The organism is Sandarakinorhabdus rubra (genome assembly GCF_010994245.1).
GTDB lineage: Bacteria > Pseudomonadota > Alphaproteobacteria > Sphingomonadales > Sphingomonadaceae > Sandarakinorhabdus > Sandarakinorhabdus rubra.
Genome location: NZ_WMHO01000202.1, coordinates 1 through 4,755, shown reverse-complemented (window position 1 = coordinate 4,755; position 4,755 = coordinate 1). Strand labels below are relative to the sequence as shown.

Annotated in this window: 7 protein-coding genes and 1 pseudogene; 3 read left to right on the top strand and 5 right to left on the bottom strand. The window is 67.9% G+C overall.

Features of this window, described 5'->3' with window-relative positions; all coding sequences use genetic code 11:
• Positions 1–355 (top strand): annotated as a pseudogene (locus GJV64_RS11580) (NAD(P)-dependent alcohol dehydrogenase); the annotation flags it as partial.
• On the opposite strand, the gene GJV64_RS11575 reads toward GJV64_RS11580, so the two are convergent.
• From GJV64_RS11575 to GJV64_RS11560, 4 genes are all read right to left on the bottom strand, one after another.
• Complete coding sequence (locus GJV64_RS11575) at positions 356–1,156, bottom strand: enoyl-CoA hydratase-related protein (RefSeq protein WP_164157371.1); 801 nt, start codon at positions 1,154–1,156, stop codon at positions 356–358.
• Positions 1,157–1,214: 58 nt separating this feature from the next.
• Positions 1,215–2,351, bottom strand: coding sequence for a M14 family metallopeptidase (locus tag GJV64_RS11570; protein WP_164157370.1), 1,137 nt, complete (start codon positions 2,349–2,351; stop codon positions 1,215–1,217).
• Positions 2,351–2,935 (bottom strand): DUF4136 domain-containing protein, encoded by a 585-nt coding sequence (locus GJV64_RS11565; protein WP_164157369.1) that lies wholly within the window; start codon positions 2,933–2,935, stop codon positions 2,351–2,353. The genes GJV64_RS11570 and GJV64_RS11565 overlap by 1 nt, the downstream gene beginning before the upstream one ends.
• A 76-nt stretch (positions 2,936–3,011) precedes the next feature.
• A complete protein-coding gene (locus GJV64_RS11560; protein ID WP_164157368.1) occupies positions 3,012–3,407 on the bottom strand; it encodes a RidA family protein in 396 nt (131 codons plus the stop codon).
• Between the two features lie 168 nt (positions 3,408–3,575).
• Between GJV64_RS11560 and ykgO the strand changes: the two genes are divergently transcribed.
• Both ykgO and GJV64_RS11550 read left to right on the top strand, forming a co-directional pair.
• The gene (ykgO, locus tag GJV64_RS11555; protein ID WP_164157367.1) at positions 3,576–3,701 is read left to right on the top strand and encodes a type B 50S ribosomal protein L36; all 126 of its coding nucleotides are present in this window, start codon (positions 3,576–3,578) and stop codon (positions 3,699–3,701) included.
• 85 nt (positions 3,702–3,786) lie between these two features.
• Positions 3,787–4,389, top strand: coding sequence for an HAD family hydrolase (locus tag GJV64_RS11550; RefSeq protein WP_235927717.1), 603 nt, complete (start codon positions 3,787–3,789; stop codon positions 4,387–4,389).
• Here GJV64_RS11550 and GJV64_RS11545 read toward each other — a convergent pair.
• Positions 4,386–4,755, bottom strand: a 370-nt coding sequence (locus GJV64_RS11545) for a pyruvate kinase alpha/beta domain-containing protein (RefSeq protein WP_328799180.1), incomplete at its 5' end; no start/stop codon positions are given. The two genes, GJV64_RS11550 and GJV64_RS11545, sit on opposite strands and share 4 nt — an antisense overlap.

Sequence of the window (4,755 nt, the reverse complement as noted above, 5' to 3'; positions counted from 1 at the left end):
GATTGCGCCGCTGGGGCTGGATCGCGTCATCGACACCACCGGCGCCTCGCCGGTGATCCGCGCCGGCCTCGAGGCGCTGGCCAGCCGCGGGCAACTGGCGATGCTGGCGGTGACCGCGCCGGGCACCGAGGTGACGTTCAACCCCAACACGCTGCTCGGCGGGCGCAAGCTGGTCGGCGCGGTCGAGGGCGATGCCGATCCGCAGGCCTTCATCCCGTGGCTGATCGGCCGCCACCGCGCCGGGCATTTCAACCACGCGCCGCTGGTGCGCGAGTATCCGTTCAGCGCCATCAACGATGCGGTGGCCGACATGGTGGCCGGCCGCGTGGTCAAGCCGGTGCTGGTGATGGGCTGATTATTTGCCTGTGAACTGGGCGGGCCGCTTCTGCAGGAAGGCGGTGACACCCTCGGCAAAATCGGCGGTGCGCCCGGCGATGAGCTGGTGGCGGCGTTCCACCATCAACCCCTCGCTCAACGGTTTGTCGAGGCACTCGCGGATGCCCTGCCGAATGAGTGCATAGGAGCGCGTCGGCCCCTTCGCCAGTTTCTCGGCCACGGCACGGGTCGTGGCGGCCAGGTCGGCATCGTCCACCACCTTGTAGACGAGGCCCCAGTCCGCCGCGGTTTCGGCCGGGATCTTCTCGCCCAGCATCATCATCGCCTGTGCCCGCGCGCGCCCGGCAAGGCGCGGCAACAGCCAGGTGGAGCCCACGTCAGGAACCAGCCCGATGTTCACAAAGGCCTGCAAGAAATAGGCAGAACGCCCGGCAATCACGATGTCGCCGGCCAGCGCATAGGAACATCCGGCGCCCGCCGCCGGGCCATTGACCGAGGTGATGAATGGCACCGGCAGGGCGAACAGCCGTTCCAGCAGCGGGTTGAAATGGGTTTCCAGAACGGCGCCGGCATCAGGCGGCCCGGCCCGGCGCGCGCCGCCACCGGCACCGCCGCCGGCCAGATCGGCGCCAGAACAGAAGGCGCGGCCCGCCCCGGTCAGCACCAGCACGCGCGCCGTGCCTTCATCGCGCACCCGGTCCACCGCATCGATCATCTCGGCAATCACGCCGATGTGCAGCGCGTTCAGCGCCTGCGGGCGGTTGATGGTCAGCGTGGCAATGCCGTCCGCTTCCTCGAACAGGATATGCTCATAGGCCATGGCGTCTCTCCCTTTGGACCCGTGATATGGGCCTTCGGCAGGGGCGTCACCCCATCATTCAGCCAAGGTCGGGAAGCGTCTCCAGGATGGCCGCCAGGCAATCGCGGCCCAGCTGCATAGAACGTGCCGGTGACCAGCCGAATGTGGCGCAGGGCAGGTCGTCATTGTCCTTGAACGGCATTTCCAGCGTCATGGCGAGGCAGCCGAAACGCTGCGCCAGCTGGTTGGTGCTCATGGCAAGGTTGGCGGTGCCGGGCCGTGCCACCGGATAGCCCTTCGCCGTCTGGAAATCCGGCGACAGCCGCGCCAGCCGGGCCTTGAAATCGTGCAGGGACGTGAGCTGACGGTCGGTGATCGCCGGGATGCCCTCGAACCCGGCGATGAACACCTGCGGGATGGCTTCATCGCCATGCACGTCCATGGCGAGATGGCAGCCGGTCGCGTCCATGGCGGCCAGCACGGACAGCACCTCCGGGGAGCGTTCGGCCGACGGCGCGTGCCATTCGCGGTTGAGGTTCACGCCGGCGGCATTGGTGCGCAGATGGCCACGGAAGCTGCCATCGGGGTTGATGTTGGGCACGACATGGATGGTCGCCAACTGGCGCAGGCGGCGGGCCACAGGGTCGGCCGGATCGGTCAGCCGCTCCAGCGCACCTTCCATCCACCACTCGGCCATGCTTTCGCCGGGATGCTGGCGGGCATAGAGCCAGACCTGCCTGGGGCCATCGCCGATCACCAGTCGGTCGATGGGGCGGCCATCGAGGCTGTGGCCCAGCACATCGGACCTCACCCCCGGCCGCCCCGCGATTCGGGCGACCAGATCATGGTGCCGCTCCAGGCTATAGGGCGCGAAATAGGCGAACCACAGCTGGTCCACGGCGGGCGTCACCGTGATGATCAGCGTGCCGCCAGCCTGTTTCGCATCGAAACTGGTCTCGGCGCGGGTCCAGTGCTGGCGATCGTCGGAGACACAGGCGCGATAGCCCGGCCAGCCATCGGGATAGGCGCTGCCATTGAGGTCGATGATGCGGATGGTGCAGCGCTGGCCGCGCGCGCCCGACAGGCGGAAATGGAACCATTGGTAGAAATCGCTGTGCGCATCCTTGCGGATGCTCAGCACGATCTCGTGCGGGCCGCTGATCCGTTCGACCTTGATGTTGCCGGAATCAAAGCCGGCATCGATGCCGATCGCCATCAGGGCGCCGGCTTCACGCGCACGGTCTGGCCGCTGGGGCCGGGAAAGCCGGTCAGCAGCGCGCGGGCCAGGCGCGGCACGGCAGCGATGGCGTTGCTGCCGTCAACCGTGTCGCTGGCGCGGCCCTCCCACTGCACGCTGCCATCGGCAGTGCGGCGGATCTGCAGCGACAGTGTCGCCATGGTGACTGTGCGGGTGCGGTTGCCGCCCACCGGCACCGCGACGCCGCCGCCCACGCCGACATTGCGGCCGCCGGTCATGCCGCCGATACCGATGCTGAACGGCGATTGGCGCTGTTCCTCGCGGCTGCTGCTCTCCAGCCGCAGCGTGGCGCGCAGCATTGACGGTTGCCCGGCGGCCACCGGCTGGAAGCCGGCGCGGGCCAGTTCGGCGGCCAACGCGCTGGCCTGGGTGGCAAAGTCCAGGCTGTCGGCGGCGACGCCTTCGGGCGGCACCACCGCGATGGTCTGCCCGGCCAGCGGTTGTGACAGGTGGAAGCGTGTGACTTCGATGGGCGCCGGGCCGCCAGCACAGGCGGCCAGCGCCAGCGCGGCCAAAACCGGAATCAGGGGCTTCATGGTCATCACGTCACCTGCAGCCTGTTTGCATCTGAAGCAGTTACGCCTTTGGTGGCATGCCAGTTGCACGCCTGCAAGCTGCTCAGGCGACGGCCGTTGCCTCCAGTTCGACCATCACCGCCGGATCGAACAACGCGCTCACGCCCAGCAGCGTGCAGACCGGCTGCACTCCGTCGGCGGCAAACAGGGGCACGATCTCTCCGGCCTTCGCCATGAAGCCCGGGACATCGGTGGTGTAGAAGTTCAACCGCACCACGTTGGTCGGCGCCATGTCGGCAGCGGCCAGCACGTCCTTCAGATTGGCCCAGGCGCAGGCAAACTGGGCCACCAGGTCGTCGGGATGCAGTGGGCTGCCATCGGCATCGGTGGACGTCTGCCCGGAGAGGTAGAGGGTGCGGCTGCCGCCCTTCACCTCGATGGCGTGGTGCATGTTGAAGTGTTGCAGCCACGGTGTCGGGTCTATGCTGCGCCGTTCCATGTCGTTCCCCCCGCTGCTGGCACTGTTGTGCCAGACAATAGCGTCTCACAGGGCAGGGGGGCTGGCAATTGGTGGGGGGAGCGCATTGCCATCCGTGTTGACAAAGCCGCGTTGCTCCCTTAGCGCCACGACCTCGCATTTCCACCTGATTCACCTTCGGATGACGCCATGAAGATCCGCAACAGCCTGAAGAGCCTGAAGGCCCGCCACCGCGATTGCCAGGTGGTGCGCCGCCATGGCCGCACCTACGTGATCAACAAGACCAACCGCCGCTTCAAGGCCCGCCAGGGTTGAATCCGGTGCCGCCCGCCGCTGGTGGGCCGGTTGTTGACAATGCCCCCGCCCACCGGCGGGGGTTTTGTCGTTTATGGAAGGGCGCATGAAGGCAGTCGTCTTCGACGTCGGCAATGTCCTCTATGGCTGGGACATACGCGCGCTCTACGCCAAGCTGATCAATGATCCGGCGCGGCTGGACTGGTTCTGCCGCACGGTCGTCACCCCCGAATGGCATTTCCAGCATGATCTGGGGCGCCCCTTTGCCGAAACCAGCGCCGAGCTGATCGACCGCTTCCCGGCCGAAGCCGATCTGATCCGCGCCTTCGGCCCGCGCTTTACCGAGACAATCACGGGCGAGATCCACGGCATGGACGCCATCATCGCGGGTCTCGCCGCGCGCGGCGTGCCTATGTTTGCCATCACCAATTTCTCGGCCGAATTCTGGACACGGTTTCGCCCCGGCGCGCGGCTGATCGATCCGCTGCGCGGCGTGATCGTCTCGGGTGAGGAGCGGCTGGCCAAGCCCGATCCGGCCATCTACGCGCTCGCGCTGCGCCGCTTCGACCTCAAGCCCGGCGAGGCGCTGTTCGTCGACGACCGGGCCGACAACGTGGCGGCCAGTGAGGCCAACGGCTTTCACGGCCACCTGTTCGATGGTGCGGCAGGGTTGACAGCCCGGCTGTCCGCCGCAGGCCTCCTGGCCTAGTAGCCCTTCAGCTCGTCCCCGGTCAGCCGCACGACGTGGACGACGTTAGTGGTTCCCGGCGTCGAGAAAGGCACGCCGGCGACCAGCACCAGCGGATCGCCGCCGCGCGCGATGCCTGAGCGCAGCGCCATGCGCTTCGATTTGGCCACCATCTCCTCGAAGTTGGTGACATCGCGCGTCACCACCGCGTGCACGCCCCACACCAGCGCCATGCGCCGCGCCGTGGCCTGCGAGGGGGTCAGGCACAGCACGGGGATGGCGGCGCGCTCGCGGGCCACCCGCCGCGCCGTTGAGCCCGAGATGGTGAAGCACACCAGCGCCCTCGCCGCGATGGTGCGGCCCACCTCTGCGGCGGCCGCGGTGATC

Bases quoted from the DNA above. Each gene is read 5' to 3' on its own strand.
- GJV64_RS11575 (WP_164157371.1), bottom strand. From the start codon at position 1,156: ATGGCCTATGAGCATATCCTGTTCGAGGAAGCGGACGGCATTGCCACG.
- GJV64_RS11570 (WP_164157370.1), bottom strand. From the start codon at position 2,351: ATGGCGATCGGCATCGATGCCGGCTTTGATTCCGGCAACATCAAGGTC.
- GJV64_RS11565 (WP_164157369.1), bottom strand. From the start codon at position 2,935: ATGACCATGAAGCCCCTGATTCCGGTTTTGGCCGCGCTGGCGCTGGCC.
- GJV64_RS11560 (WP_164157368.1), bottom strand. From the start codon at position 3,407: ATGGAACGGCGCAGCATAGACCCGACACCGTGGCTGCAACACTTCAAC.
- ykgO (WP_164157367.1), top strand. From the start codon at position 3,576: ATGAAGATCCGCAACAGCCTGAAGAGCCTGAAGGCCCGCCACCGCGAT.
- GJV64_RS11550 (WP_235927717.1), top strand. From the start codon at position 3,787: ATGAAGGCAGTCGTCTTCGACGTCGGCAATGTCCTCTATGGCTGGGAC.